At 69.5% G+C, this 25,289-nt stretch carries 23 protein-coding genes; 15 read left to right on the top strand and 8 right to left on the bottom strand.

Features of this window, described 5'->3' with window-relative positions:
* Position 1 precedes the first annotated feature (1 nt).
* The 4 genes from KF737_RS07315 to KF737_RS07300 all read left to right on the top strand — a co-directional run bounded on the left by KF737_RS07315 (position 2) and on the right by KF737_RS07300 (position 3,362).
* Positions 2-937, top strand: a complete 936-nt coding sequence (locus KF737_RS07315; protein ID WP_296452242.1) for an SDR family NAD(P)-dependent oxidoreductase — start codon at positions 2-4, stop codon at positions 935-937.
* Positions 938-1,199: 262 nt separating this feature from the next.
* Entirely contained in the window at positions 1,200-1,538 is a 339-nt protein-coding gene (locus KF737_RS07310) for a hypothetical protein (RefSeq protein ID WP_296452239.1), read from the top strand.
* A 42-nt stretch (positions 1,539-1,580) separates the two neighbouring features.
* Positions 1,581-2,693 carry a chorismate synthase gene (aroC, locus tag KF737_RS07305; RefSeq protein ID WP_296452236.1) on the top strand — a complete coding sequence of 371 codons (1,113 nt, stop codon included), beginning with the start codon at positions 1,581-1,583 and terminating at the stop codon, positions 2,691-2,693.
* A gap of 165 nt (positions 2,694-2,858) precedes the next feature.
* Positions 2,859-3,362, top strand: coding sequence for a response regulator (locus KF737_RS07300; protein ID WP_296452232.1), 504 nt, complete (start codon positions 2,859-2,861; stop codon positions 3,360-3,362).
* A 189-nt stretch (positions 3,363-3,551) separates the two neighbouring features.
* Here the strand turns inward: KF737_RS07300 and KF737_RS07295 are convergent, their stop codons facing one another.
* Genes KF737_RS07295 through queC form a run of 3 tightly spaced genes read right to left on the bottom strand, consistent with a single transcriptional unit; the run spans position 3,552 to position 5,297 of the window.
* Positions 3,552-3,923 carry a 6-carboxytetrahydropterin synthase gene (locus tag KF737_RS07295; RefSeq protein WP_296452229.1) on the bottom strand — a complete coding sequence of 124 codons (372 nt, stop codon included), beginning with the start codon at positions 3,921-3,923 and terminating at the stop codon, positions 3,552-3,554.
* A gap of 34 nt (positions 3,924-3,957) precedes the next feature.
* Positions 3,958-4,590: a 7-carboxy-7-deazaguanine synthase gene (gene queE / locus KF737_RS07290; protein ID WP_296452226.1), complete on the bottom strand. Its 633-nt coding sequence runs from the start codon at positions 4,588-4,590 to the stop codon at positions 3,958-3,960.
* Positions 4,587-5,297 carry a 7-cyano-7-deazaguanine synthase QueC gene (queC, locus tag KF737_RS07285; protein ID WP_296452223.1) on the bottom strand — a complete coding sequence of 237 codons (711 nt, stop codon included), beginning with the start codon at positions 5,295-5,297 and terminating at the stop codon, positions 4,587-4,589. The genes queE and queC overlap by 4 nt, the downstream gene beginning before the upstream one ends.
* Before the next feature lie 475 nt (positions 5,298-5,772).
* On the opposite strand from queC, the gene KF737_RS07280 reads away from it, so the two are divergent.
* The 9 genes from KF737_RS07280 (at position 5,773) to KF737_RS07240 (ending at position 15,357) form a co-directional block, all read left to right on the top strand.
* Positions 5,773-8,253 (top strand): TonB-dependent receptor, encoded by a 2,481-nt coding sequence (locus KF737_RS07280; RefSeq protein WP_296452220.1) that lies wholly within the window; start codon positions 5,773-5,775, stop codon positions 8,251-8,253.
* Positions 8,254-8,443: 190 nt separating this feature from the next.
* Positions 8,444-9,556, top strand: coding sequence for a response regulator (locus KF737_RS07275; protein WP_296452217.1), 1,113 nt, complete (start codon positions 8,444-8,446; stop codon positions 9,554-9,556).
* A gap of 61 nt (positions 9,557-9,617) precedes the next feature.
* Entirely contained in the window at positions 9,618-11,201 is a 1,584-nt protein-coding gene (locus KF737_RS07270) for a Na+/H+ antiporter (RefSeq protein ID WP_296452213.1), read from the top strand.
* Positions 11,202-11,325: 124 nt separating this feature from the next.
* On the top strand, positions 11,326-12,132 hold the full coding sequence (locus tag KF737_RS07265; protein WP_296452210.1) for a chorismate mutase: 807 nt from the start codon (positions 11,326-11,328) through the stop codon (positions 12,130-12,132).
* 33 nt (positions 12,133-12,165) lie between these two features.
* On the top strand, positions 12,166-13,293 hold the full coding sequence (locus tag KF737_RS07260) for a histidinol-phosphate transaminase (RefSeq protein ID WP_296452207.1): 1,128 nt from the start codon (positions 12,166-12,168) through the stop codon (positions 13,291-13,293).
* A gap of 2 nt (positions 13,294-13,295) precedes the next feature.
* On the top strand, positions 13,296-14,228 hold the full coding sequence (locus KF737_RS07255; protein ID WP_296452204.1) for a prephenate/arogenate dehydrogenase family protein: 933 nt from the start codon (positions 13,296-13,298) through the stop codon (positions 14,226-14,228).
* Between the two features lie 77 nt (positions 14,229-14,305).
* Positions 14,306-14,566, top strand: coding sequence for an EF-hand domain-containing protein (locus KF737_RS07250; protein WP_296452200.1), 261 nt, complete (start codon positions 14,306-14,308; stop codon positions 14,564-14,566).
* A gap of 73 nt (positions 14,567-14,639) precedes the next feature.
* Positions 14,640-14,945: a helix-turn-helix transcriptional regulator gene (locus tag KF737_RS07245; RefSeq protein WP_296452197.1), complete on the top strand. Its 306-nt coding sequence runs from the start codon at positions 14,640-14,642 to the stop codon at positions 14,943-14,945.
* Positions 14,938-15,357: an SRPBCC domain-containing protein gene (locus KF737_RS07240; RefSeq protein WP_296452194.1), complete on the top strand. Its 420-nt coding sequence runs from the start codon at positions 14,938-14,940 to the stop codon at positions 15,355-15,357. Before KF737_RS07245 ends, KF737_RS07240 begins: the two co-directional genes overlap by 8 nt.
* Here the strand turns inward: KF737_RS07240 and KF737_RS07235 are convergent.
* From KF737_RS07235 to KF737_RS07220, 4 genes are all read right to left on the bottom strand, one after another.
* Positions 15,350-16,300 (bottom strand): hypothetical protein, encoded by a 951-nt coding sequence (locus tag KF737_RS07235; protein ID WP_296452191.1) that lies wholly within the window; start codon positions 16,298-16,300, stop codon positions 15,350-15,352. The genes KF737_RS07240 and KF737_RS07235 overlap by 8 nt on opposite strands.
* A 136-nt stretch (positions 16,301-16,436) precedes the next feature.
* The gene (locus tag KF737_RS07230) at positions 16,437-19,298 is read right to left on the bottom strand and encodes an ATP-dependent DNA helicase (protein WP_296452188.1); all 2,862 of its coding nucleotides are present in this window, start codon (positions 19,296-19,298) and stop codon (positions 16,437-16,439) included.
* A gap of 42 nt (positions 19,299-19,340) precedes the next feature.
* A complete protein-coding gene (locus KF737_RS07225) occupies positions 19,341-21,068 on the bottom strand; it encodes a DGQHR domain-containing protein (RefSeq protein WP_296452184.1) in 1,728 nt (575 codons plus the stop codon).
* 26 nt (positions 21,069-21,094) lie between these two features.
* The gene (locus tag KF737_RS07220) at positions 21,095-22,036 is read right to left on the bottom strand and encodes a site-specific DNA-methyltransferase (RefSeq protein ID WP_296452182.1); all 942 of its coding nucleotides are present in this window, start codon (positions 22,034-22,036) and stop codon (positions 21,095-21,097) included.
* Positions 22,037-23,094: 1,058 nt separating this feature from the next.
* On the opposite strand from KF737_RS07220, the gene KF737_RS07215 reads away from it, so the two are divergent.
* Entirely contained in the window at positions 23,095-23,886 is a 792-nt protein-coding gene (locus KF737_RS07215; protein ID WP_296452180.1) for a hypothetical protein, read from the top strand.
* A 337-nt stretch (positions 23,887-24,223) separates the two neighbouring features.
* On the opposite strand, the gene KF737_RS07210 is transcribed toward KF737_RS07215, so the two are convergent.
* Positions 24,224-24,649: a PaaI family thioesterase gene (locus tag KF737_RS07210; RefSeq protein ID WP_296452179.1), complete on the bottom strand. Its 426-nt coding sequence runs from the start codon at positions 24,647-24,649 to the stop codon at positions 24,224-24,226.
* 115 nt (positions 24,650-24,764) lie between these two features.
* Here KF737_RS07210 and KF737_RS07205 point away from each other — a divergent pair, with 115 nt between their 5' ends.
* Positions 24,765-25,058: a hypothetical protein gene (locus KF737_RS07205; protein WP_296452177.1), complete on the top strand. Its 294-nt coding sequence runs from the start codon at positions 24,765-24,767 to the stop codon at positions 25,056-25,058.
* Positions 25,059-25,289: the final 231 nt, after the last annotated feature.

The following is a 25,289-nucleotide window of genomic DNA, read 5'->3' as shown; positions in this document are numbered from 1 at the left end:
CATGGGCGCATTGGACGGACGCGTGGTGCTGGTCACGGGCGGCGGCAACGGCATCGGGCGCGACTGCGCCCTGATCGCGGCGCAGGAAGGCGCCATGGTGGTGGTCAACGACCTGGGCGGCGGCCTGAAGGGCGAGGACGAAGGCTCCGCGGGCCCGGCCGAGGCGGTCGCCGCCGAGATCCGCGCCGCCGGCGGCAAGGCCGTCTCCAACTCCGACAGCGTCACCGACCTCGACGCCGTCTACGGCATGGTCGAACTGGCCAAGAAGGAATTCGGCGGCCTGCACGCGGTGATCAATCCGGCCGGCATCCTGCGCGACGTGATGTTCCACAAGATGTCCGAGGCCGAGTGGGACGCCGTCATCAACGTCCACATGCGCGGCAGCTTCAACGTGGCGCGCGCCACCATCGAGCTGTTCCGCGAGCAGCAGGACGGCGCCTACATGTTCTTCACGTCGACGTCGGGCCTGTTCGGCAACATCGGCCAGGCCAACTACGGCGCGGCCAAGATGGGCATCGCGGGCCTCTCGCGGATCATCGCCATGGAAGGCGCCCGCAACAACGTGCGCTCCAACTGCCTGGCGCCCGTCGCCTGGACCCGCATGACCCAGTCGGTGCCGATCAAGGACGAAGCCGCCGCGGCCCGCCGCGCGGTGATGGCCGAGAAGATCCGCGCCGACCAGCCGGCCCGCTTCTCGGTGGCCATGGTGGCGCCGGCCGCCGCCCACGTGAGCGGCCAGATCTTCGGCTCGTCGGGCGAGAACATCATCCTCTACAGCCAGCCGCGGCCGGTCGAGACGGTGACCAAGCCCGAGGGCGAGGGCTGGACGGTGCAGTCGATCCTGGACGAGGCCGTGCCGAAGATGGCGCCCAAGTTCTTCGACCTGAACCGCGGCCCCCTGCCCGGCAACACGCCGGCGCAGAAGCAGCCGGCGTAGGCCGCGCCTCACCTCCCCCGTCGCGGCAGCGACGGCGGGAAGGGGACCGTCCGCCGAGCGCAGCGAAGAGCGGAGGGTGGAGGGGGCGAGCTGCATTCGCAGAGGTCCCTTCCGCCAATCGGTCCACCGAGCCTGAGGCTCGCCCCCTCCACCACTCGCTCTACGGCCTGCGGCCTCGGCGAGCGGTCCCTTTCCCGCCACTGCTACCGCAGTGGGGGAGGTGTAGTCAGCCTCTGGCCCGGCTGTTGCGCGGGTTCGCGTGATGAGCCTTGGCCTGTCCCATATCGGCGCAACGCCCCGCACCGCGGCCTATGCGCTGACGCCGGCCGTTCGCACGCCCACGGAGCTGGCCCTGCCCGTCACCGCGGTGAAGCCGGTGACGCCGACCTCGAACGCCGACGTCGCCCGCCGGCAGACGGCCGAACAGGTGATGGCGGAGCGCGGACTGGACCAGCTCGCGCTGTTCCGCATGGGATCGCAGGACCGCATCCGCGCGGAAGCCTCGGCCAACTTCGAAGGCGCCCGCCGCGACCTGGCGGCCGGCAACCAGGCCCGCGCCGAGATCAGGGCGACGGGCGGCTTCCTCGATCTGCGCATCTGAGCCTTTGGCCCGCGCGGGCGGGTCGGCTATCAAGCCTGCGCCATGAGCCACAACACCTTCGGCCACCTCTTCCGCGTGACCACCTGGGGCGAGAGCCACGGGCCGGCGCTGGGCTGCGTGGTCGACGGCTGCCCGCCGGGCGTCCAGCTCACCGAAGCCGACATCCAGCCGTGGCTGGACCGCCGCCGCCCGGGCCAGGGCAAGTTCGTGACCCAGCGCCAGGAGCCGGACGCCGTGCGCATCCTGTCGGGCGTGTTCGGCGACGAGCGGACGGACGGCCAGGTCACCACCGGCACGCCGATCTCGATGATGATCGAGAACGTCGACCAGCGCAGCCGCGACTACTCCGAGATCGCGAGCGCCTTCCGGCCGGGCCACGCCGACTACGCCTACTTCGCCAAGTACGGCGTGCGCGACTATCGCGGCGGCGGGCGGCAGTCGGCGCGGGAGACGGCGGCGCGGGTCGCGGCGGGCGCGGTGGCGCGGAAGATCCTGGAGGGCGTCACGATCCGCGGCGCGGTCGTGCAGATCGGGCCGCACGCGGTGGACCCGGCGCGGATCGACTTCGGCGTCACCGGAGACAACGAATTCTGGGCGCCCGACCCCGGGATCGTGCCCGTCTGGACCGAGCACCTGGAGAAGGTGCGCAAGGCGGGCTCGTCCACCGGCGCCGTCGTGGCCGTCGAGGCGACGGGCGTGCCGGCCGGCTGGGGCGCGCCGCTCTACGCCAAGCTGGACGCCGAGCTGGCGGCGGCGCTGATGTCGATCAACGCGGCCAAGGGCGTCGAGATCGGCGCGGGCTTCGCCGCCGCCGCGCTCTCGGGCGAGGAGAACGCCGACGAGATGCGGATGGGCAACGACGGGCCGCTGTTCCTGTCCAACCAGGCCGGCGGCGTGCTGGGCGGCATCTCGACCGGACAGCCCGTGACCGCGCGCGTGGCCTTCAAGCCGACATCGTCCATCCTCAGCCCGCGCCGCAGCATCGACGAGGCCGGCGAGGAGATCGAGCTTCGGACGAAGGGTCGCCACGACCCCTGCGTCGGCATCCGCGCCGTGCCGGTCGTCGAGGCCATGACGGCGTGCGTACTTGCGGACGCATTCCTGCGGCACCGGGCTCAACTTGGACGCGCAGCGTTCGCGCCGCCGCGCGGTTGAATTCCGCACTCCGGACTACCCAACCGGGCAAGCTGCTGAACCAGCACCGGAAATCTGTTCGGATAACCACGCCATTCCATTGACGGGTTCGCTCGGCGCGCCTTATCCACTGTCTTCGTTCACTGAGCGCCGTTTTCGAAGTTCCAGTATCCTCAGGGGAGCCGTGTGCGTTACGAACTCCTCCGGATCCTGCTGGTGGACGACAACCACTACATGCGCGTGCTGCTGGCCGAGATCCTGCGCGCGATCGGGGTGATCCACATCTTCGAGGCCAACGACGGCGCCGAGGGCCTGCAGGCGATGCGGGACAACGCCATCGACATCGTCATGACCGACCTGTCCATGCAGCCGCTGGACGGGATCGACTTCGTGCGGCTGCTGCGCAACTCGCCCGACAGCCCGAACCAACTCTGCCCGGTGATCATGATCACGGGCCACTCGACCTTCGCCCGCGTGAGCGAGGCGCGCGACGCCGGCGTCAGCGAGTTCCTGGCCAAGCCCCTGACCGCGCGCGGCGTGATCGAGCGCATCCACCAGGCGGTGGAGCATCCACGCACCTTCGTGCGCACCGAGGACTACTTCGGCCCCGACCGGCGCCGGCGCAACGATCCGGGCTATGTGGGCAAGCGCCGCCGCGCGACCGATCCGGCCCAGCAGAAGTTCGGCTAGGGTTCCGGCGGCCCTCGGCTCACGCCGCCTCTCTCATGAACGTCATGGCCGGGCCTGTCCCGGCCATCCAGAAGCGCCGACGGCCGGAGACTCGCGGCGGCGCGGCTGCACCCCAATCTCTACGACCTGTGTCTCTGGATGGCCGGGACAGGCCCGGCCATGACGTTCGTTGGGGGTGGGACTCGGTGCTCACAGATTGAGCGCGCAGCTCTCGCCGATGGTGGGGCGCGAGACGACCACCCGCGACAGGCCCGGGAACTGCGGCGTCAGGCGCCCGGCGAAATAGAGGCAGATGTGCTCCAGCGTCGGCCGCTCCAGGCCGGGCTTCTCGTTGAGCAGGCCGTGGTCGAGCTCGGCCGCCACGCCCTTCAGCGCGGACTCCAGGTCGGCGAGGTCGGCGACCCAGCCCACCGGCTCCCGCGCCTGGCCGCGGACGGTGGCCTCCACGCGGAACGAATGGCCGTGCAGGTTCGAATAGGGCCGGTGCTGGGGCCCCTCGGCGAAGTAGTGCGCCGCGTCGAAGGTCGCGGCCTTGGTGATCTCGAAAGTCGGTTGGGTCATCGCAAAACGTGGGGCGGCCTGAAGCGGAAGCAGCTCAGGCGATGCCGAGGTATTTGTGGGTCTGGACGCTTAAACGCCAGCGGGGGTGCTCAAGGCAATAGGCGATGGCCGCGCGCGTATTGGCCTCGCGGTCCGGCCCGTCCATCGGCTGCAGCAGGAATCGCTCGAAATCGAGGTGCTCGAAGCGCTCGGGCCGGGCCTTCTCCTGCGGGAAGACCAGCTTGAGCTCGTGGCCGCGGGTCTGGACCACGGGCGCGTCGGCCTTGGGGCTGACGCAGACCCAGTCGACGCCGTCCGGCGCGGGGAGCGTGCCGTTGGTCTCCAGCGCGATCGAGAAGCCGCGCGCGTGCAGCGCGGTGATCAGGACGTCGTCCACCTGCAGCAGCGGCTCGCCGCCGGTGAGCACGGCGAGGCGGTCGCCGGGACCGCCGGTCCAGGCGGCCTCGACCGCCGCGGCCAGGGCGTCCGCATCGGCGAAGCGGCCGCCGCCCGGGCCGTCCAGGCCCACGAAGTCGGTGTCGCAGAAGGTGCAGACGGCCTTCGCCCGGTCGCGCTCCAGCCCGCTCCAGAGGTTGCAGCCGGCGAAGCGGCAGAAGACGGCCGGCCGGCCCGCCTGCCCGCCCTCGCCCTGGAGGGTCAGGAAGATCTCCTTGACGGCGTAGCTCATAGGGCTGGCCGCCCGGCCTCGACCCAGGTGTCATAGCCCTTGCGGCGCAGCTCGCAGGCCGGGCAGGTCCCGCAGCCGTGGCCCCAGGGATGCAGGGTCCCGCGCTCGCCGAGGTAGCAGGTGTGGCTCTCCTCGACGGTGATCGCCACCAGCGGCTCGCCGCCGAGCTGCTTGGCCAGCGCCCAGGTCTCCGCCTTGGTCAGGTGCATCAGCGGGGTGTCGATGCGGAAGTCCTGCGCCATGCCCAGGTTCAGCGCCTGCTCCATGGCGTCGAGGGTGGCGCGGCGGCAGTCGGGGTAGCCGGAGAAGTCGGTCTCGCACATGCCGCCCACCAGCACCTTCAGGCGGCGGCGGTCGGCGAAGGCGGCGGCATAGGTCAGGAAGACGAGGTTGCGGCCGGGCACATAGGTCGACGGCAGGCCCTTCCCGGTGATCTCGATCGCCCGCTCCGAGGTCATGGCCGTCTCGCCGATCGCGCCGAAGCTGCGGATGTCCAGCGTGTGGTCCTCGCCGAGGCGGGCCGCCCATTGCGGGAATTCGCGCACGAGCCGCTCGCGCACGCGCCGGCGCGCCTCCAGCTCGACGGCATGGCGCTGGCCGTAGTCGAAGCCGAGCGTTTCGACGCGTTCATGCCGCGACAGGGCCCAGGCGAGGCACGCCGTGGAATCCTGGCCGCCGGAAAAGAGCACGAGAGCGCCATCGGTCATCGGCGCCCATATGGCGCTTTCGCCCCGACGTGGGAAGCGACGCCAAGGCGACTTCGTCGTCGCGGGCGCCACAGGGATCCGGCAATCCCTGGCGCAGCCTGGCCCGGCGTCGACATGACGCCGCCCCGGATCCGCGCCGGCCGAGCGGCCCGTCGCCCGGTCTCCGCGTCCGGGAAGAACCGTTGTTTCATGAACCGGTATGGTGCGGGTTGCATTCCAGGGTTCGGCGAACCCTTGTGTGCCAAGGGATCGGTGAACCACGTTCATTCCTGCGCGCCGTATTCGAAAATGCGGTCTTTTCGCCACAGTCGCGGAAAAGCCTCGCCCAAACGCCGTAAGTTATCAGGCTTCAGTTGACCTCCCGACGGCGGGGCGATGAGGGTCCGCGCCCCGGTGCGCCTCCCCGCGCCCGTTCCGACAATTCGCCAACAACAGGGCCCGCGGCTCCCCCCGCGCGCGCCTTGGGAGGATCTTCATGTCTCGCAAAACCGCACCCGCGCGGCGGCTCCTGGCCGCCGGCGCCTCGATCTTCGCCCTCTCGGCGATCGCCCAGCCCGCCCTGGCCCAGGCCGCCGGCGAAGGCGCCATGCTGGAAGAGCTGGTGGTCACCGCCGAAAAGCGCGAGCAGTCGCTGCAGGACGTGCCGGTGGCCGTCTCGGCCTTCACGTCCGAGCGCCGCGACACCGTCGGCATCGTGGGCATCCAGGACTTCGTGAACTTCACGCCGGGCATGAACTATTCCGGCACCGACCGCGTCAGCCTGCGCGGCGCCGGGCGCAACACCTTCTACATCGGCAACGACCCGGGCGTGGCGTCCTACTCGGACGGCTTCTACTCGGCCTCGTCCTCGGAGCTGTTCAAGACGCCGCTGTTCATCGAGCGCACCGAGATCCTGCGCGGCCCGCAGGGCACGCTCTACGGCCGCAACGCCATCGGCGGCGCGATCAACCAGATCTCCAAGCGCCCCTCGAAGGAGTTCGGCGGCGAGATCCGCGCCAGCTACGGCAACTACGACCGCACCCGCGTCGAGGCGGTGGTGTCGCTGCCCGTGGCCGACAACCTGCGCTTCAAGGTCGGCGGCAGCCAGGACCACCAGCGCGACGGCTTCATCAAGAACATCGGCACGGGGAACGACGCCGCCACGATCAAGCGCACCTACTTCGAGTTCCAGGTCGAGGCCGAGCCCACCGAGAAGCTCTCGATCTTCGTGCGCTACAACCGCTCGAGCTGGGACGACACCCTGGGCGTCGGCGACCGCCTGAACAACCTGGTCACGCCCTACGACACGACCCGTTCGTTCGGCCTGATCGGCTCGCTCGTGCCCAACCCGCAGTTCGGCTACGCCACCGCCAACCCGGGCGTGACCGACCCCTACGTGATGAACACCGATACGGACGGGTACGGCCAGCTCCGCGGCAACCACCTGCTGACGACGACGGTCAGCTACGACCTGGGCTTCGCCGAGCTGAAGTACATCGGCGGCTTCCAGCAGTACAACTACCAGACCGGCGGCGACTACGACGGCACGAGCCGCTCGGGTTCGATCACCATCCCCGGCATGGCGGTCCCCTACTTCCCGCAGCTCACCACCGACTTCAACGAGCACAAGCGCTACTACTCGAACGAGATCAACCTGACCTCGAACGGCGACGGGCCGCTGCGCTGGATCCTCGGCCTCTACCAGTACGAGGAGGAGTACCGTCAGCGCATCCAGCTCGCCGCGCCGAACCAGGTCCAGCTCGCGACCCCGCTGACGCTGACCGGCGCCCTGGCCGACCCGAACCCACTGCGCAACTTCGCCGACACCCAGGCGACGCTGAACTCCAAGGCCTACGCCGTGTTCGGCCAGGCCACCTATGAGTTCAACGACCAGTTCGCGGTCACCGCGGGCCTGCGCTACACCAAGGACAAGAAGGACGGGACCGAGTTCCAGCGCCTGATCATCCTGTCGCCGGCGATCGCCGCGGGCGCCGCGGCCTTCGACGTCTCCACCGACGTCGACCCGACGACGCCGGGCGTGCAGAACTTCCGCTCGCTCAAGAATAGCTGGGACGCCGTCACCGGCGTGCTGAACCTCGACTGGACCCCGGACGCGGACACCCTGGCCTATGCGAAGTACAGCCGCGGCTACAAGTCGGGCGGCTTCCTGCTGGGTACGCTGTCGGTGCAGCCCGAGGCGAAGCAGGAACAGGTCGACGCCTTCGAGGTGGGCCTGAAGAAGACCATCGCCCGCCGGCTGCAGATCAACGCCGCGGCGTTCTACAACGATTACAAGGACCTGCAGCTCAACCTGTCGCAGCTCAACGCGGCCGGCACGGCGGCGGCCAACAACTTCGTCAACGTCGACGCCGAAGCCTACGGCCTGGAGCTGGAGGCGATCTGGCGGCCGGTCCGCAACCTCGACCTGTCGGCCAGCTACGGCTACCTGCACACCGAGATCACCAAGGGCTGCTGCTTCTACGACCCGGCGGACCCGGGCGCGCTCGACCCGAACGCGACGCCGTCGGGCGGCTCGGTGCTGTCCAACGGCACCCAACTGGTGTTCCAGACGCTGAAGGGTTCGCGGATCTACCAGTCGCCGAAGAACAAGTTCGCGGGCAACGCCAACTACACCTTCGACTTCGACCCCGGCTCGCTGATCCTGTCGGCCACCTACACCTGGACCGACGAGACCTACTACCAGCCGTTCAAGAGCGCGGCGAACAAGGTGAAGGCCTACGACACCACCGACTTCCGCGCGCTGTGGGTCGACGGCCAGGACCGCTTCACGATCATCGCGTCGGTGAAGAACGCCTTCGACCAGAAGGGCTTCACCTCCAACGGCTCGACGACGCCGACGGCGATCTTCGACAGCCCGAACCCGGGCACGACGTCGATCGTCCAGACGCGCACCGCCATCACCCGCGGCCTGATCCAGCCGCGGACCTACGGCGTGGAGCTGCAATACCGCTTCTGAGGCGCCTCGCCAGAGCGCCGACTCCATCCGGCGGCGGATCGAAAGGTCCGCCGCCTTTTCCTTGTCCGGCCGCCATGCCGGGCGCCCGCCGCCTTCCAATGCGAATCTTCATTCCGCGCCCTGGATTTAACCTCTACGCAAGCCGTAAGGCCCAAAATGGGTATCCAGAGTTCCTTCGTACCGGCGGTTCATGTCCCTCCCCGAGTTCTTCTCCGACCGCGTCACGGCCGAGATCCGTCAGCAGATGGAAGGCGTGATGGCGCTCACCGGGCAGCTCGCGCGCCAGCGCCTGACGCCCGACGGCGAAGCGTGCGTGGCGAGCGTGGCCGAAGCCGCCGAGACCGTGCTCCGCGTCATGGGCGCGGGCCTCGACCTCAAGAGCGTGCATAGCCGCGGCGTCACCCTGGAGCTCGAGCCGGTGCGCCTGCGCGAGGTGATGGACGAGCTGCAGGACCGCTGGCAGCCGCGCGCGGCGGCGGGCGGCGTGACCCTGCTGGTGGCCTACGACGGCGATCCGGACGCGGCGGCGATGGCCGACCGCAAACGCCTGCTGCAGGTGTTCGACGGCTTCATCGGCGAGGCGGTCGCGGCCCAGGCCCGCGGCGCGGTGGAAGCCACCCTGCGCGCCCACGCCGACGACAACGGCGGCATCCGGCTCGAAGGCCGCGTGCGCGGCCCGCGCGACACCGCCTGGGACGGCATGGACCTCGACGCGCGCATCATGAGCATCGAGGCGCGCCTCGGGCTGGAGGTGGCGCTGGGCGCGATGCTCGCCCGCAGCATCCTGGACGGCATGCAAGGGGAGCTCCGCAAGGAGCACAACGCCGGCGCCTCCGACACCGTCGCCTTCGAGATCCGCCTGGCGCCGGTCGCCGAGACCGTGGACGAGACCCCGACGGAGGACGCCGGCCGCGCCGCGCACATCCTGGTGGTCGACGACAACGCCACCAACCGCATGGTCGCCCAGTCGCTGGTCGAGATGTTCGACTGCACCAGCGAGGCCGCCGAGGATGGCGAGGAAGCCGTCGAGGCCGCCCGTTCGGGCCGCTTCGACCTGATCCTCATGGACATCAAGATGCCGCGCATGGACGGCGTCGCCGCCACCCGGGCCATCCGCGCCCTGGGCGGCCCGATCGCCCGCACCCCGATCATCGCGCTCACCGCCAACGCCGACCCCGAGGACGCCGAGGGCTACCTCGCCGCCGGCATGAACGGCGTGGTCGAGAAGCCCATGAAGCCCGAGCACCTGCTCCAGGCGCTCCAGAACGCGCTGTCCCCGCCCGACGAGGCCGCGGCGGCCTGACGCGCGGGGCCGTGCAACGCAAGCCGTTGGCGGAAGGGCCGTGGCGTGCTCGTCTGCACGCATGGATCCGACGCATCTGTTCGAGCTGGCGATCGCGATGGTCGTGGCGATCATCGCGCTGCACTATGTCGCCCACGCGCTGAAGCTGCCGCCCACGGTGGCGCTGCTGGTGGGCGGGGCGTCGCTGGCCTTCGTGCCCGGCCTGCCGGCGATCTCTGTCGATCCCGAGCTGGTGCTGGTCATCTTCCTGCCGCCGCTGCTGATGGACGGCGCCTGGTCGATCCCGGTCGGCCGGTTGCGGCGGCACGTGAGCGGCATCGCCGCCCTGGCCGTGGGCGCCGTGGTCTTCAGCGCCGCGGTCGTGGCGGTGGTGGCGCACATGCTGTTCCCGACGCTGCCGTGGGCGGCGTGCGCGGCGCTCGGCGCCATCGTGGCCCCGCCGGATGCGGTCGCGGCGCGGGCCGTGCTGGAGCATGTGACCCTGCCGCGGCGCCTGCAGATCCTGCTCGAGGGCGAGAGCCTGCTGAACGACGCGAGCGGCCTGGTCCTGTTCCGCTTCGCCATCGCCGCCGGCCTGACCGGCGCCTTCAGCCTCGCGGGCGCGGTCGGCAGCTTCTTCGTCCTGGCGCTGGGCGGGGCGGCGGTGGGCGCGGTCGTGGGCTACGCCTGGGTCAAGCTCGTGCGCAGGCTGGGCGACGAGTACCTGATCATCGCGGCCACCGTCCTCTTGTGCTGGACCTCGTACCTGCTGGGCGAATTCCTCCACGTCTCGGGCGTGATCGCCACCGTCACCACCGGCCTGATCGCCAGTTGGCACCAGCACACGGTGCTCTCGGCCTCCATGCGCATGCGCGGCACGTCGTTCTGGACCGTGCTGATCTTCCTCATGGAAGCGGCGGTCTTCGTGCTGATCGGGCTCTCGCTGCGCGACGTCGTCGACCGCGGCGGCGGCTTCGTCGTGGTGATCGAGACGCTGGGCGGGCCGATGCTCGCGATCCTGGCGGCGCTGATCCTCGCGCGGTTCGCCTGGGTGTTCGGCTCCGAGGCGGCGACGCGGCTCGCCCGCGCCGCGGGCCTGGCGCGCGCCACGCCCCTGGGGGCCGGCGGCGCGACGGTGCTCAGTTGGGTCGGCGTGCGCGGGGTGGTCACCCTGGCCCTGGCGCTGAGCGTGCCGGAGGCCTTTCCCGGCCGCGACATCATCCTGGTCGCCTCGTTCGCCGTCATCGTCGGCACCGTGCTGGGCCAGGGCACGACGCTCAGCCGCGTGATCCGCTGGGCCAGGCTCAGCGAGAGCGACGCCGAGCGGCCGCGCCTGACCATGAGCCAGGCCGAGGCCGCCATGGCCCAGGCGCAACTGGTGACGATCCGCCGCATCGCCTACGACGGCGACGGCCAACTGATCCACCCAATGCTGCTGGAACGCTACGAGCGCCGCGCCACCTCGATCGTCAACTATGCGGAGCGCGCCGAGCACTACCAGCCCGCGCTCCACGCGCATTTCGACGTGGTGCTGGCGGCGGTCGCCACCGGCCGCAGCGAACTGATCCGGCTGCACCGCGCCGGCGAGATCGACGACGAGACCCTGCGGGAACTGGAGCGCGACCTCGACCTGGAGGAGCTGAGCGCGATCTCGGCGAAGGCGTAGGCCTCACGGACCCCGCGCTTGGGTCAGCAGGCCGTTTCAGTTGCAACTTTCTTGCGTCGCGCGGTCCTATTGCGCGGGTGTTCGCAATGACCTAGGTCGCGGGCTCCTGTTTCGGAGGAGTTTCATGTCCGAGGCGAAGACGGCGGCCCAGCCGCCCTCCCTGGAGGCCGTGCGCCAGCGCATCGATGCGCTGGACACCGAGCTCCTGCGCCTCGTCGACGAGCGCGCCTCGCTGGCGCGCGTGGTGGCCGACGCCAAGCGCGCCGCGGGCGACGGCGACAAGTTCGGCCTGCGCCCCGCGCGCGAGGCGGCGATCCTGCGCCGGCTGATCCGGTCGGACCGGCAGGCGGCGAGCCCGTCGCTGATAGTGCGCATCTGGCGCGAGCTGATCGGCGACAGCCTGGCCGGCCAGGGGCCGTTCCACATCAGCGTCTGGGGCGGCAAGGACCCCGGCCGCACGGTCGAGCTGGCGCGGAGCCGGTTCGGCGCGGCGCCGCCGCTGGCGCAGGTGGCCAGGCCCGAGGACGCGGTGGCCGCCGCCAGGACGCTGGGCGGCGTCGCGGTCTGTGCGCTCGCGAACGACAGCGCCTGGTGGGGGCGGTTGCTGGCCGAGCCGAAGCTGAAGGTGTTCGCGACCCTGCCGTGCCTGGCCGCCTGGGGCCCGGTCTCGGCGCTGGCGGTTGCGGCGGTGGACGTGGAGCCGACCGGCGACGACATCACGCTCTGGGTGACCGACGCGGCCGGGCCGGCGGCGGCCGTCGAGGAGGCGCTCTCGAAGGACGGCGTCGCCGCCGAGCTGCTGGTGGAGGCGGGCGGCCTGAAGCTGTTCGGGCTGGCCGGCTTCTACCAGGCCGACGACGCGCGGCTGGCCCGCGCGCCGGGGCGCCTGTCGGGCGTGATCGGGGCTGCCCCCGGCCTCCTGGACGTGTAGAAGGCCAACCGGTTTCAATTGAAACGATCCCCCATGCCCGACACCAGCGACCTTCCCGACCGCAGCCGCGCGCGCCGCCCCGTCCCGAAGCCCGGGATCATGGACATCCACGCCTATGTGCCCGGCAAGGCGCAGGCCGAGGGCATCGCCGAGCCGGTCAAGCTCTCGGCCAACGAGAACATCCTGGGCTCCAGCGAGAAGGCCCGCGAGGCCTACGCCGACGCCGCGCGGCAACTGCACGTCTATCCCGACAGCCGCGTCTCGATCGTGCGCGACGCCATCGCCGGGCGCTACCGGCTGGAGCCGGAGCGGCTGATCTTCGGCTGCGGTTCGGACGAGGTGTTCCAGCTCCTGAACCAGACGTTCCTGGAGCCGGGCGACAACATGGTGCAGGGCGAATACGCCTTCGCCGCCTTCGCCATCGGCGCGCGCGCCTGCCAGGCCGAGATCCGCAGCGCCCGCGAGCCGAACTACCGCATCGACGTGGACGAACTCCTGAAGTGCGTCGACGACCGCACGCGGCTGGTGTTCCTCGCCAACCCCGGCAACCCGACCGGCACCTGGATCCCGTTCTCCGAGGTCGAGCGGCTGCACGCGGGCCTGCCGCCCAGCGTCGTGCTGGTGCTGGACGGGGCCTACTCCGAGTTCGCGACCGACCCGGCGTTCCAGGATGGGCTCGACTTCGCCCGCTCCAGCGAGAACGTGGTGGTGACGCACACCTTCTCGAAGCTGCACGGCCTGGCCGCCCTGCGCGTGGGCTGGGGCTATGCGCCGGCCGCCATCGCCGCGGCGGTGGACCGCATCCGCCTGCCGTTCAACATCTCGATCCCGGCGCAGCTCGCGGCCGTGGCGGCGATCGAGGACACCGGGTTCCAGGAGCACTCCATCGCCCACGTCGAGCAGTGGCGGCCGTGGCTGACGCAGCAGATCGGCGGGCTGGGGCTGGAGGTCGTGGGGCCGTCGGCCACCAACTTCGTGCTGATCGGCTTCCCGAAGGCCGGCAAGACGGCCGCCGCCGCGGACGAGTTCCTGAGCGCGCGCGGCCTGCTCACGCGCCGCCTGCTGAACTACGGCATGCCCGACCACCTGCGCCTGACCATCGGCCTGGAAGCGCACAACCGCGCCGTGGTCGAGGCGCTCGCCGACTTCATGAAGGGCTGAGGATGGTCGCGCCGGTCTACGCGAAGATGGCGGTGATCGGCTGCGGCCTGATCGGCTCGTCGGTCGTCCGCGCGGCGCGCGAGGCCGGGGCCGTGGGCGGGATCGCGATCGCCGAGGCGTCGGAGGCGGCGCGGGCGCGGATCGTCGAGCTGGGCCTGGCCGACGTCGTCACCGGCGACGCGGCCGAGGCGGCGCGGGACGCGGACCTGGTGGTGTTCGCCGTGCCGGTGATGTCGATGGAAGCGGCGGCGAAAGCGGCGGCGCCGGGCCTGAAGGCCGGCGCGACCGTGACGGACGTGGGCTCCGTGAAGGGCCACGTGGCCGAGGCGCTGGCGGCGAACTGCCCCGAGGGCGTGTTCGTGATCCCCGGGCACCCGATCGCCGGCACCGAGCGGTCGGGCCCGGACGCGGGCTTCGCGGAGCTGTTCCAGAACCGCTGGACGATCCTGACCCCGGCCGAGCGGACCGACGCGCCCTACCGCGAGGCCGTCGACCGGCTGGCGGCCTTCTGGACCGCGATCGGCGCGCGGGTCGAGGAGATGGACGCCCGGCACCACGACCTGGTGCTGGCGATCACCAGCCACCTGCCGCACCTGATCGCCTACAACATCGTGGGCACCGCGCACGACCTGGAGGGCGTCGCCGAGGCCGAGGTGATGAAATATTCCGCCGGCGGCTTCCGCGACTTCACCCGCATCGCGGCCTCCGATCCCACGATGTGGCGCGACGTGTTCCTGACCAACAGGGAGGCGGTGCTGGAGGTGCTGGGCCGGTTCACCGAGGACCTGCAGGCGCTGAGCCGGGCGATCCGCTGGGGCGAGGGCGACAAGCTGTTCGACCTCTTCTCGAAGACGCGGGAGATCCGGCGCGGCATCGTGGCCATGGGCCAGGAAAGCGCCGAGCCGAATTTCGGCCGCGACCGCGGCAAGCACTGATCTCGCCACAATCCGGAAATACGGGCGCAACGGACCGCGCGCCCTCTGCCGGCGCGACACAACACGGGGAGTTCCCAATGCGCACCATCGTCTTCGCGGCCGCGGCCGTGGCCACCCTCGCCTCCGCCGGCGCCGCCTTCGCCCAGATGCCGGCCCCGGCCGACCTCATCAAGCAGTGGGACAAGGACGGCGACGGCGCGGTCAGCAAGGCCGAGTGGACCGCCGCCGGCCGGCAGGCCGAGCGGTTCGACCTGATCGACGCCAACAAGGACGGCAAGATCACCGCCGAGGAATTGGAGAAGGCGATGGCCGCCATGCGGCAGCGCCAGGGCGGCTGATCCCGTCAGGATCGGAGGCCGGCTTGACCGGCCTCTTTTTCGGCGCCAATATTCACCCCTATGGATGAATATTATGGATGAGACGCTCGTGGCCCTCGCCGACCCGACGCGGCGGGCGATCCTGGCGCGGCTGGCGGCCGGGGGCGAGGCTCGGGTGACCGACGTCGCGCGGCCGTTCCCGATCTCGCTGAACTCGGTCTCGAAGCACATCCGGATGCTGGAGCGGGCCGACCTGGTGCGCCGGCGGGTCGAGGGCCGCACGCACTACCTCACCCTGAACCCGGCCCCGCTCGACGCGGCGGCCAGGTGGATCGACGAGCAGCGCCGGCTCTGGACCTGGCGGCTCGGTGAGCTGGAGAAGGCGCTGGACCATGGGTGAGTTCACGGTGACCAGGCGCCTGCGCCATCCGGCCGAGCGGGTGTTCGACGCCTGGCTGGACCCGGAGGTGGCGGCCAGGTTCCTGTTCGCGACGCCGACCGGGGAGATGATCCGCGCCGAGACCGACCCGCGCGTCGGCGGGACCTTCACCTTCGTGGACCGCCGTCCCGACATGGGCGACGTTCTGCACACCGGGGCGTACCTCACGATCGACCGGCCGCGGCGGCTGGTCTTCACCTTCGCCGTGCCGCCGTTCGATCCGGGCTACACCACCGTCGAGGTGGAGATCACCCCGGCCGGCGACGGCTGCGACGTCCGGCTGACGCAGCGCGACACGCCCGACGAATGGGTCGAGCCGTCGACCAAGGGCTGGACGATGATCCTGGAGGCCCTGGAGGCGTCGCTCAGCTAGGCTGCCTGGCGCCCGCGCCCCACCAGCCCTCGCGGCCGGCGGCGCAGGCCAGGGCGTCGTCGATCAGTTGGGGGAAGCCGGTGTCGGCGACTTCGGCGTCGACCAGCATCCGGCCGTCCACGCTGATGCGGACCCACTTGGCGCGGCGCAGGGTGAAGAGCGCCTGGCTGTCGAACGGCTCGTCGGACGCCATGTAGCGGTCGCCATCGTACTTGGGTTTGAAGGCGAACGAGTAGGCGTCGGTTTCGAACTTGCCGCGCCGGCCGCGCGGCAGCTTGCCCTTCACGGCGCCGACGGCCATGCCGACCTGCCCGCCGGCGGCGAGAAGCTGGAGCTGCCGGTCCTCGCCGACCAGCGCGTGGCCGATGCAGTAGGGTCCCTCCTTGCTGGCCTCCAGGGCCCAGACGCCTTCCTTGTTCAGCGGCGGATCGGCCTCGGCGCTGGTCGCGCCGACGCCCTTGCCCCACCAGCCGCTCTCGCCCTTCGAGCAGGCCACCACGCCGTCGAGCGCGCCTTCGAAGCCGGTGCCCTCCAGGGTCATCGCGGCGACGGGCTGGCCGTCGATCAGGACCTGGGCCTGCCGCGCCAGGCGCAACGCCGCCAGGGCGCGGGCGTCGAAGTCCCCGTCGTAGTAGAGCGTCTCGTTATTCTCGCCGTAGCTGGGCTTGAAGTCGAAGCCGTAGGCCTCGGTCTGGATGCGGCCCGTCTTGCCCTTCCGGATGGCGCCCTTGGTCGAGAACAGCCCGAACGTGACCTGGCCGTCCGTGCCGCGCAGCAGGAAGATCGCACCGCCCTGGAGCGTCATGCTGGCCGCGCACGAGCCGCTGTCGACGTCGATGCCCCAGTAGCCCTCCTTGTTCATCACCGCATCCCTGGCGTCGGCCAGGGCCGGCAGCGGTGCGAGCGCCACGGCGATCGCGGCGAGCGTGTGGATCAGGCGCATGCGTATCCCCCAAAGCATGAAGCTCAGCCTTAGCACGGCCCCCGGCGCAAGAACAATAGGTGAACTTTGAGCATTCATCGCCCTCCCCCGATTGTCATCCCGGTCTTCGCCTGCGGCGAAACCGGGATGACAGGCGTCAGGGCGCTGGCGCCGGCAGGAACGCCGCGACCTCTTCGATGGCCTCGACGAGGGTGACGCGCTTCAGCTCGACGCCGTCCGGGAGACCGCTGAAGAGGCGGGTTGGCGAGGAGGCGTCGAGCATGACGAAGACGCCCCTGTCGTCGGCGCGGCGGATGAGGCGGCCGAAGGCCTGGGCGATCCTCGCGCGGGCGATGGCGTCGTCGTAGGTCTTGTTCCCGAAGCGGGCGCGTCTCGCCTTGTGCAGGATGTCCGGGCGCGGCCAGGGGATGCGGTCGAAGACGAGGAGGCGCAGCGACCGGCCCGGCACGTCGACGCCGTCCCTCACCGCGTCGGTGCCGAGCAGGCAGGCGTCCTCCTCGGCGCGGAAGATGTCGACGAGCGCGCCCACCTCCAGCGGGTCGGCGTGCTGGGCGTAGAGGGCGAGACCCCTGTCGGCGAGCGGCGCCGCGATCTTCTCGTGGACGGCGCGCAGGCGGCGGATGGCGGTGAAGAGGCCGAGGCCCCCGCCGCCGGCCGCCAGGAACAGCTCGCGCATGGCGGCGGCCACCTGGCGCACGTCGTCCTTGCTGACGTCGGTGACGACGAGGGCGCGGGCATTGGCGGCATAGTCGAAGGGCGAGGCGAGCTTCAGCGTCTTCGGCCGCTCGGGCAGGCGCGCTGCGCCGGTGCGCATCTCGGCGAGCGCGAACGGGTCGTCCAGCGTGGGGTCGGCCAGGGTCGCAGACGTGACCAGCACGCCGTGGGCCGGGACGATGACGGCGTTGGTCAGCGGCTCGGTCGGGTCGATCCAGTGGCGGCGGGCGGCCGCGTCCACGGTTCTGCCGAACATCATGTGGGCGTCGAACCAGTCGACGAAGTCGGGGTCGTCGTCAGCGTTCTCGTCGATGGCCTGGAGCATGGCGCGCCAGGCGGGGAGCTGCATGCGGCAGCGGCGGTCGAGGCCGCGCAGCGCCCCTTCGATGCGGGCGCGTTCCGAGCCGGAGAGGGTCTCGGCCTCGGCGTCCATGACGTCTTCCAGGGCCCGCGCCAGGGCCAGCAGGGGCGCCTCGATGCGGGCGAGCGCGGCGGCGGCGGCGCGGGCGGTGTCGCGGACGAGGTCGAGGGCCGGGCGCGCGGCGCACTCCATGCCGACCTCCGAAGGCGCGGCGCGGGCGCGGAGCTGTTCGAGCACGGCGACCAGGAAGGCCTCGATCTCGCCGGTCGGGTTCACCTCGCCGTTGGGCGGGGCGATGCGGCCGCTCCAGCCCTCGCCGGGCAGGGCCTGGGCCGCGCGCAGCGCCTGTTCGAGGGCGTCGCGCGCGTCGTCGCGGTCGCCCAGCATGTCGAGGAGGCGCGCTTCCAGGCCCCGGCCCCGGCGGCCGCGCCCCTCCGGCCCGCGGATCCAGCGGCGGAGCTCCGCGGCCTCCTGCCCCGAGAGCGCGGCCGAGAACGCGCTGTCGGCGGCGTCGAACAGGTGGTGGCCCTCGTCGAAGACGATGCGCTTGAGGTGGGTGGTCTCCGCATCGCCCTTGGACCCGCGCGCCGCCCGGGCGCCGTCGAACGCCGCCTGGGTCAGCACCAGGGCGTGGTTGGCGATGACGAGGTCGGCCCGTCGGCTGCCGCGGATCGCCTTCTCCACGAAGCAGGTCCGGTAGTGCTGGCAGCCGGCGTGGACGCACTCGCCGCGCCGGTCGACCAGGTTGGCGGGGCTGGCCTGCTGCAGCGGCGAGACCGCGAAGAGGGTCGGCAGCCAGGCGGGGAAGTCGCCGCCGGTCATGTCGCCGTCGCGCGTCGCCCGGGCCCACCGCGCGGTGAGCGCGTGGCCCACCAGGTCGGTCCCCCCGAGCTGGGCGGCGTTGGCCTGCTCCTGGAAGTTCAGCAGGCAGAGGTAGTTCTCGCGCCCCTTGCGCACGACCGCCTTCTTCGCGCGCACCTTGGGGTCGGGGTAGATCGCGCGGCTCTCGCGCTCGATCTGGCGCTGGAGCGCGCGCGTGTAGGTGGAGACCCAGACGGCGGGGCCGTTGGCCTCGGCCCAGAGCGAGGCGGGCGCGAGGTAGCCCAGGGTCTTGCCGACGCCGGTGCCGGCCTCGGCCAGCATCATGTTGGGCTCGCCCTCGCGGCTGCGCGGCTGGAAGACGTGGGCGGTCTCGGCGGCGTATTCGCGCTGGGCGGCGCGCACCTCGTCGAGCCCGGCGGTCTCCAGCAGCGAGGCCAAGCGGTGGGTGGCGTCGTCGGCGGTGACGGGCTTGGAGCCCGGCTCACCGGGCGGCGCCTCGGCCTCCCACTCGGGGATGCGCGCCCAGACGTCGAGGCCCGAGGTGCGGAAGGTGTTGCCGGGGAGCTGGCTGCGCAGCGCGCCGATGACGGCGGCGCCCCAGGGCCAGCCGGCGCGGGCGAGGGTCTCGGCGAGGGCGAGGGCTTCCTCGCGGGTGGGGGTGGGCGCGGCGGCGAGGCCGGCGAGGAGGGTGCGGGCGGCTGTTTGGAGCGTTTGCGCCTGTTGTTCGGGCGTCTTGGGGTCGGGCAGGTCGAGCGCCTGGGCGAGGCCCGCGGCGCTGGGGGCGGCGAACTGGGCGGGCCGCGCGAAGGCGAGGAGTTCTAGGACGTCGAAGATGCGGGGCGTGCGCGGCGGGGGGGTGAGGCCGAGGCGGCGCGCGGTCATCGCGGCGTGGGCGACGAGGACGGGGGCGGATTGGAACAGGTCGCGGGCGTCGGGGGGGCGGATGGCGCGGGCGGTTGGGGGTGCGCCAAGGCCGGGGTGGCCGGCGGCGTCAGCGAAGCTGGCGTCGGGGCGCGCGCCGGGATCGGCCACGGCGCAGCGGGGTCCGGGCAGGACCACGAGGGCGGGGGCGAGTTGCAGGGAATCTGCGGCGAGAGTCACGCAGCGGAGGGTAGGTTAGCGGGGCGGTGAACGGAAGGGGAACTAGCTCGCCTCGAAGAAGGACTCGAAGAGTGCGTCACCGAGACTGTTGTACTGCGACGACTTGAAGGGAGTGAAGGAGAACTGATCCAAGCCCTTCAGCGCCTTGTCGTATGACGCGTAGCCTGCGATCAGATCGGCCTTTGCCAAGCGACGCATACAGGCAATCAGGCCATTCAGAATTGTGGTCGTCAACAGCCTGTTGGGGACCTTCCTGCTAGCGGTCCACCGTTCCTTGCCGACATGATGAAGTACGGCCGACATGAATTGGTTCACCTCGGCTTTGCAGAATTCTATGTACTCCGCCAGTAGTGCGTCATTCTTACCTTTGAGCAACTCTTCTTTGTCGTCCCTGTCCCACACCGCATAAAGCGAGTCTTGACCCCCTAAGCGAACAAGATATCGTAAAGCAAATCGGACGATGGTCGTGGTCTTTATTTTGTCCTTGTCGAAGAAGTATTTTTCGAAGTGGCCAGACAAGGGGCCTGGGTCATCATTCAAGTGATTGAGTACACGTCGCGCTATCGAGTCCGAATCAAAAGGCCTCAGCATTACGCCAATCTCTTGTTTGAGATCGGTCTTTGCGTTTGTCTGCGTCGAATTGACCTCAAGGAAGAGCGTCGCTTGGAAGCGCGCCTTCTCTGGATCAGACATGCCAGGCGGGAAGACAATTCCAGTGATCAGCAGGTTCTGCCGTTTGCGGAGCTTTTCGATCGCCTCGTCTTTTGCACCTCCTTCGTGATAGGCGAATAACCGGTGCTGACCATCAACTATTCCGATCGAATTATATTCGTTAGGCAACTGCACTCTCGCAGGGGATGTTTTTGTTATTGATGATACGTCTTTAGTATGCCCGCTTTCATCGAGCAATTTTGTCTCTGGAGGCAGAGTGACGATTAGGTTGTTTATAAAAACACGACCCTTCTCAACAAGATAAGATCTGATGCTCTCAATCTTGCCGGGCGAGATCATGCGTTGATATAAATTCGTTCCTCCCCTCCATCCATCTCGTCTTAGTACGTAAGCACGCTGAAGCAGCGCTTCGGGGTCGGCATAGAATGAGACGACCTTGAAACCTTTGCCAAAATTTGAGTGCTCGTCAGGGAGCACCGAACCTTCGTAGGTGTTGGTGGACCCGGATTGCGGCTGAACGAGCGCCATGCCCACCTCGGCATAGGGTAGCCCGAGAAATTCTAGGATTTCGCACCGAGCAGACCGCTTGATCGTCTGAGATACCCGCTCCAAGTATCTCACGACGTTGTAGTCCATATAGACAATGCCGGGAACTTCGTCCTTTGTCTCTTGCTTCAGAGCGTTGTATGAACAGTAAACTACAACGACCCTGTAGTGAGACCATTCAAATATTTTGTTTGTCGCCAAATGGAATGGCGAGTACGATGAAGAGAGAAATTCGACGAATTCCTCACGTGAATTCAATATCTTATCAAAGATAACCTTCTTCTTCTTTAGGTGAGAAGAGATCTCGCTTTCCTTGTGAACTGTGTATTCCGCGAGGACGACAACATTCTCAAATATGAACACATCGTCGAAATCGCATTTCGACCCTTGGAAGGTGAACTGCTTGTCGGCAAGCTCGGCGACGCGCTTGAAGCCTCCAGCGGTGAAAGCGCTCCGTATCAGGCGCCGATGCGAGCGTTGAAGCCTCCTCTGCGCCAGCTCAGCCGCTGACAACTTAGGCTTCTTCTTCGATTTCTTCTTTGCTCCAGGCACCACCGTCCCCCGAATAGCTCGACGACTTATCGCGTCGCCAACCACTCCTCTGGAACTTGAGCGACCTTGGTCGATGTGTCCGGTCGCTTCACCGGCTTGCCCAACTCTCTCATTGGCAAGGTTCCAGCGTTGAGTTGCGCGAGCCGCGCTTGCGCGATCTCCAGGAAGCGCGCGTCCCGATCAATCCCGGTTCCTTGTCGCGCATGCTTGATCGCGGCGATCACCGAGGCGCCAGTACCGACGAAGGGATCGAGAACCCGATCCCCAGGATCAGTCAGCGCCAGCACACAGCGCTCGACCAATTCGATTGGAAACTGGCACGGATGCTCGGTCCGCTCTGGGTGCTTCGCCTTCACGTTCGGGAAGTCCCAAACAGGATTCTCTCGGAAATCACGCTCGGCGGAGAACTCCCAATAGTCCGCCGGATTTTTCCCTAGCGGATTGCCACTGGGAAGCCCGCCCTTACCGGGCTTACTCGCCGCATGACGCTTCCCAGGATAGAGTTGCGGCACCCTCACCGGATCGAGATTGAATTTGTAGTCATCCCCCTTGGAGAACCACAAGACGGTCTCATACCGCCCCGAGAAGCGGCGATCTGCGTGCAGGCCGAAATTGAACCTCCATACGATTCTGTTTCGAAGTTTGAGCCCAAGCTTAGAGAATAGGTCGTAAAACATGAAATCAAGCGGAAACACCACGCCATCCCGCACGTGACTTCCAACTTGCCAACAAACGCTACCCCCCGGCTTGAGTACTCGCGCAACTTCACGACAAACCTTGCGTTGCCACGCAGCGTATTCCTTCAGCGTCTGACGGTCGCGCTCATACGACTTTCCAATATTGTAGGGAGGCGAGGAGACGACGAGCTGAAAGTGCTCGTCCGGCAGCTTCCTGATCGACTTGAGGACATCGCCAGCGATTAGTTCGCCTGCATCAAGCGTAAGGTCGCCTGGCTTCTCAAGGTTCACGAGACGCCCACCCCCGAATCGCTTCTCGCGTAGAGGTTAGCGCTGGAATGACCCCTCATGGAAATCGCGCATAGATGGTGCGCGGTGCGCAGTGCAATCGGCACCGCTCTTGGCCTTCAATCCATGGACGGAGTTTGCCTGGGGCTGAGCCGCCTTCGGCCTCGGCCCTTCGCTTGCGCTCCGGGCGTTCGTTGCTGCGATCAGTCCACTGGCGCCCGCGCTGGCGCGCGACCGCGCCTCACCTCAAGGACGGGCCCGCAGGGCCCGCCGCGGCGCGGTCCTTGACACGGCGCAGCCCCCAGGCTCGTAGGCAACCATGGATTTAAGGGCAGTCAGCACCCGTGGGGTGCTGGGCTTGCGCCCCTGCTCGTCCCTCTTCCCCTATGAACGTCATGGCCCGGCCTGTCCGGGCCATCCATTGGGCTGTGAGGCGCCGGTGGCCCGCGGTGTGCGCGCTCCAAGGATCACAGCCCAATGGGTCCCCCGGACAAGCCGGGGGATGACGTTCCGGGGTGGGGGTCGCCGTACTCGCCTTTCTTACCGCGCGCTCACCTCCCCCGCGAAGCGGCGGGAGGGGGAACCGCTCGCCGAGCGCAGCGGAGAGCGAGGGGTGGAGGGGGCGAGGTTCAGGCTCGGCGGGTGGGTCCGCTGTGGCAGGCGCCGCGGGTGGGGCTCGCCCCCTCCACCATCCGCTCTACGCCCGGCGGCGCCGGGCTCGGCGGACGGTCCCCCTCCCGCCGTCGCTGCCGCGACGGGGGAGGTGAGGCGCGTTCCCTCCCTTAATGGGGAGGGACAGGCCGCGGGAGCGGCCAGGGTGGGGCGGTATGAGGTGGAGTGCAGACGGGTGGGGGTTGGCTAACCTTTAGGCTCGGCGTTCCGGGTCGGGCTGCCCCACCCTGGCGCCTGCGGCGCCTGTCCCTCCCCATTAAGGGAGGGAATGTTCTTCTTTTGTTCTTGACATCCGGACTCGAATTTGGTAGGTTTCGGTCAAGGTTGAGTGGTGCGCTTGAGGCGCCCCTCGACCCTTTTCATTCCGACAATCTGAAGGAGGCGGCCTCATGGATGGTGGGGGCGAGATCGTGTGCGTGGTCGATGAGCGGCCGGCGCAGAAGGGGCTGGTGCGGCGGTTGGGCGGGCGGCGGCCTGCCGTGCGGTTCTCGGCGGTGGTGGCGCGGCGGATCTGCACGCGGCTGGAGGCCGGGGAGACGCTGCGGGGCATCTGTGCGGATCCGGACATGCCGCACCGGACGACCGTGAAGGCCTGGCGAAAGGCGCTGCCGAAGTTCGCCGCGTCGGTGGAGCGGGCGCGGCGCGCGGCGGGGTGGCACATGCGCGGCGGGCATCCGCCGAAGTGGTGCGAGTGGACGGCGCGCGAGGTCTGCATGCGCCTGGCCGCAGGCGAGCGGATGCGCGACATCTGCGCCGACCCGGACATGCCGTCGGAGGCGCTGGTCGGGAAGTGGCGGCGCGAGCGGCCGCAGTTCGCCGCGGCGCTGCGCGAGGCGCGCGCGATGGTGGCCGAGCGGCTGTGCGAGGACAGTTGGGAGGTGGCGCAGGCGGTGACGCCGTCGGACGCCTTCGCGACGCATGTGAAGCTGCTGCACATGCGCTGGATGGTGGAGTGCTTCGACCCCACGCGGTTCGGGCGGTTCAAGGCGGTGGCGCACGAGAGCGTCGCGGCGGAAGCGGCGGCGGCGCCGCGGGAGACCGTGTTCCGGGTGCGGCGGTTCGAGAAGGTGGTGGGCGAGGACGGGCGGGCGGCGCTGCGGGAGCTGTTTCCGCCGGGGGAGGAGCCGGAGGCGCAGGTCACCCCTGGACTCGGCGCTCCGGACGGGACTTCCTCACCCTGACCGCTTCGCGGTCCGTCCCTCCCCATCAAGGGAGGGCGATCGCATATGGTTTGTGGGCGGCTCGTCCGCCCGATTCATGAACCGCAGAGATCGCAGAGATACGCAGAGAGGCCGCGGGTCCACCGGACTCCTCTGCGTATCTCCGCGATCTCCGCGGTTTGACCGACGGCCTTTCGGCCGCCCGCATCCAATGCGATCGTCCTGCCCATCAAGGGAGGGAAGCGGGCCCTTGCCGGACCTTCCGGGGAGGGTCACGGTCGGCGCCGCCCTCTCCCTGCCCTCTCCCTCTCCGTTCGCTTCGCTCCACGGGGGGAGAGGCGTTTAGGGGGAGAGGCGTTTACTTGCCGCCGAGGGCGCGGCGGGCCTGGGCTTCGACGGTGTCGCGGGGGATGAGGCGGATGGTGGAGCTGGCCTTGGCCAGGACGTTCCCGGCGGGGTCGAGGAGGCGGCCTTCGGCGAAGCAGGTGGCGCGGCCGCGGCGCTCGATCCAGCCCTCGGCGACGACGCGGCCCGGACGGGCGGGGGCGAAGTAGCTGACCTTCAGCTCCAGCGACATGGGCGACATGTCGGGCAGGAGGCCGATGGAGGCGTGCGCCATCGCCGAGTCGATCCAGCCGCAGACGAAACCGCCCTGGGCCACGCCGCCCGAGTGGCACATGTGCGGGCCGCACTCGTACTCGATGACCGCGCGGCCGCCTTCGTTGGAGACGACGCGGACCTGGCCCAGGCTGGTCAGCAGGGTGGGCGCGACGGCGTCGGACATGTGGGGCGGCCTTCCTCTCCATGGTCTGGACGGACTTGATCCCACGGCGCCGCGCCGTTGGCGAGGCGGTTTGGCGCGGGTTAGGCTGCCGCAAGACGTGTGGGAGGATCGGGCGATGGGGTTGACGGCGTTGGCGCTGGCGGGCGCGTTGATGGCGCAGGCGCAGCCGGCGGCGAGCGAGGGGGCGCAGGCGGCCGCGGCCGCCCCGGCCCCGGCCCCGGCCGCCGAGAAGGCCGCCAGGCCGAAGCCGGAGAAGGTGTGCGTGACCGAGGCTCAGCTCGGATCGCACTTCAAGAAGAAGATCTGCGCGACGCCGGAGGAGTGGGAGGCGCGGCGCATCCGCGACCAGGAGGCGATGTCGCGCAACGGCGGCAAGGCGCCGCCCACCTGCAGCGGCGTGGCCTGCTGAAGGACAAGGGTCCACAGAGAAATCCCACGCCCGCGGAACAGCCTCGGGGTCACGGAGTTGTGAGGGGCAGGCCCGGGGGCGACGCCATGCGCGTGTCCGGACGGGTCGACCAGCGGGAGACACCCAGACATGCGCACCCCCCTTCTCATCGCCGCCGGCGTGACGGCCCTGGCGCTCGGCGCCTGCACCCAGAAACACGAGGACGCCTCGGCCCAGGCGGCCGACGCGGCG

The organism is Phenylobacterium sp. (assembly GCF_019636135.1).
Lineage (GTDB): Bacteria > Pseudomonadota > Alphaproteobacteria > Caulobacterales > Caulobacteraceae > Phenylobacterium.
This window is presented reverse-complemented; position numbering and strand designations above follow the sequence as displayed.

Coding starts and splice junctions, on each gene's coding strand:
- KF737_RS07315 (WP_296452242.1), top strand. CDS start 2: ATGGGCGCATTGGACGGACGCGTGGTGCTGGTCACGGGCGGCGGCAAC.
- KF737_RS07310 (WP_296452239.1), top strand. CDS start 1,200: ATGAGCCTTGGCCTGTCCCATATCGGCGCAACGCCCCGCACCGCGGCC.
- aroC (WP_296452236.1), top strand. CDS start 1,581: ATGAGCCACAACACCTTCGGCCACCTCTTCCGCGTGACCACCTGGGGC.
- KF737_RS07295 (WP_296452229.1), bottom strand. CDS start 3,923: ATGACCCAACCGACTTTCGAGATCACCAAGGCCGCGACCTTCGACGCG.
- queE (WP_296452226.1), bottom strand. CDS start 4,590: ATGAGCTACGCCGTCAAGGAGATCTTCCTGACCCTCCAGGGCGAGGGC.
- queC (WP_296452223.1), bottom strand. CDS start 5,297: ATGACCGATGGCGCTCTCGTGCTCTTTTCCGGCGGCCAGGATTCCACG.
- KF737_RS07280 (WP_296452220.1), top strand. CDS start 5,773: ATGTCTCGCAAAACCGCACCCGCGCGGCGGCTCCTGGCCGCCGGCGCC.
- KF737_RS07275 (WP_296452217.1), top strand. CDS start 8,444: ATGTCCCTCCCCGAGTTCTTCTCCGACCGCGTCACGGCCGAGATCCGT.
- KF737_RS07270 (WP_296452213.1), top strand. CDS start 9,618: ATGGATCCGACGCATCTGTTCGAGCTGGCGATCGCGATGGTCGTGGCG.
- KF737_RS07265 (WP_296452210.1), top strand. CDS start 11,326: ATGTCCGAGGCGAAGACGGCGGCCCAGCCGCCCTCCCTGGAGGCCGTG.
- KF737_RS07260 (WP_296452207.1), top strand. CDS start 12,166: ATGCCCGACACCAGCGACCTTCCCGACCGCAGCCGCGCGCGCCGCCCC.
- KF737_RS07255 (WP_296452204.1), top strand. CDS start 13,296: ATGGTCGCGCCGGTCTACGCGAAGATGGCGGTGATCGGCTGCGGCCTG.
- KF737_RS07250 (WP_296452200.1), top strand. CDS start 14,306: ATGCGCACCATCGTCTTCGCGGCCGCGGCCGTGGCCACCCTCGCCTCC.
- KF737_RS07245 (WP_296452197.1), top strand. CDS start 14,640: ATGGATGAGACGCTCGTGGCCCTCGCCGACCCGACGCGGCGGGCGATC.
- KF737_RS07240 (WP_296452194.1), top strand. CDS start 14,938: ATGGGTGAGTTCACGGTGACCAGGCGCCTGCGCCATCCGGCCGAGCGG.
- KF737_RS07235 (WP_296452191.1), bottom strand. CDS start 16,300: ATGCGCCTGATCCACACGCTCGCCGCGATCGCCGTGGCGCTCGCACCG.
- KF737_RS07215 (WP_296452180.1), top strand. CDS start 23,095: ATGGATGGTGGGGGCGAGATCGTGTGCGTGGTCGATGAGCGGCCGGCG.
- KF737_RS07210 (WP_296452179.1), bottom strand. CDS start 24,649: ATGTCCGACGCCGTCGCGCCCACCCTGCTGACCAGCCTGGGCCAGGTC.
- KF737_RS07205 (WP_296452177.1), top strand. CDS start 24,765: ATGGGGTTGACGGCGTTGGCGCTGGCGGGCGCGTTGATGGCGCAGGCG.